Annotated in this window: 1 pseudogene; it reads left to right on the forward strand. The window is 72.4% G+C overall.

Annotation, left to right across the window (positions count from 1 at the left end):
- Positions 1–78 precede the first annotated feature (78 nt).
- Positions 79–243 (forward strand): annotated as a pseudogene (locus HKX41_12980) (MFS transporter).

The raw sequence follows: 243 nt of genomic DNA on the forward strand, positions 1-243 counted from the left end.
CCCGTCCACCGCGGCGTCATCGGTCGCCGCGACAGCGAACCCGCCGAGGACGACGGCGAGGGATGGCGGCCGCTCGCGAGCCTCCGGCTGCTCCGTCGGCCGCTCGTCGCGGGGATGTTCGCGTTCTTCCTGCTCGCGACGCTCGCGGACACGGGCGTGCAGACGTACACGACGGCGTTCGCGGTGAATCACCTCGACCTCTCCACGGCCGTCGGGAACACGGCGCTGACGGCGTTCTTCGCG

Origin of the sequence: Salifodinibacter halophilus, assembly GCA_012999515.1 — a bacterium.
GTDB lineage: Bacteria > Pseudomonadota > Gammaproteobacteria > Nevskiales > Salinisphaeraceae > Salifodinibacter > Salifodinibacter halophilus.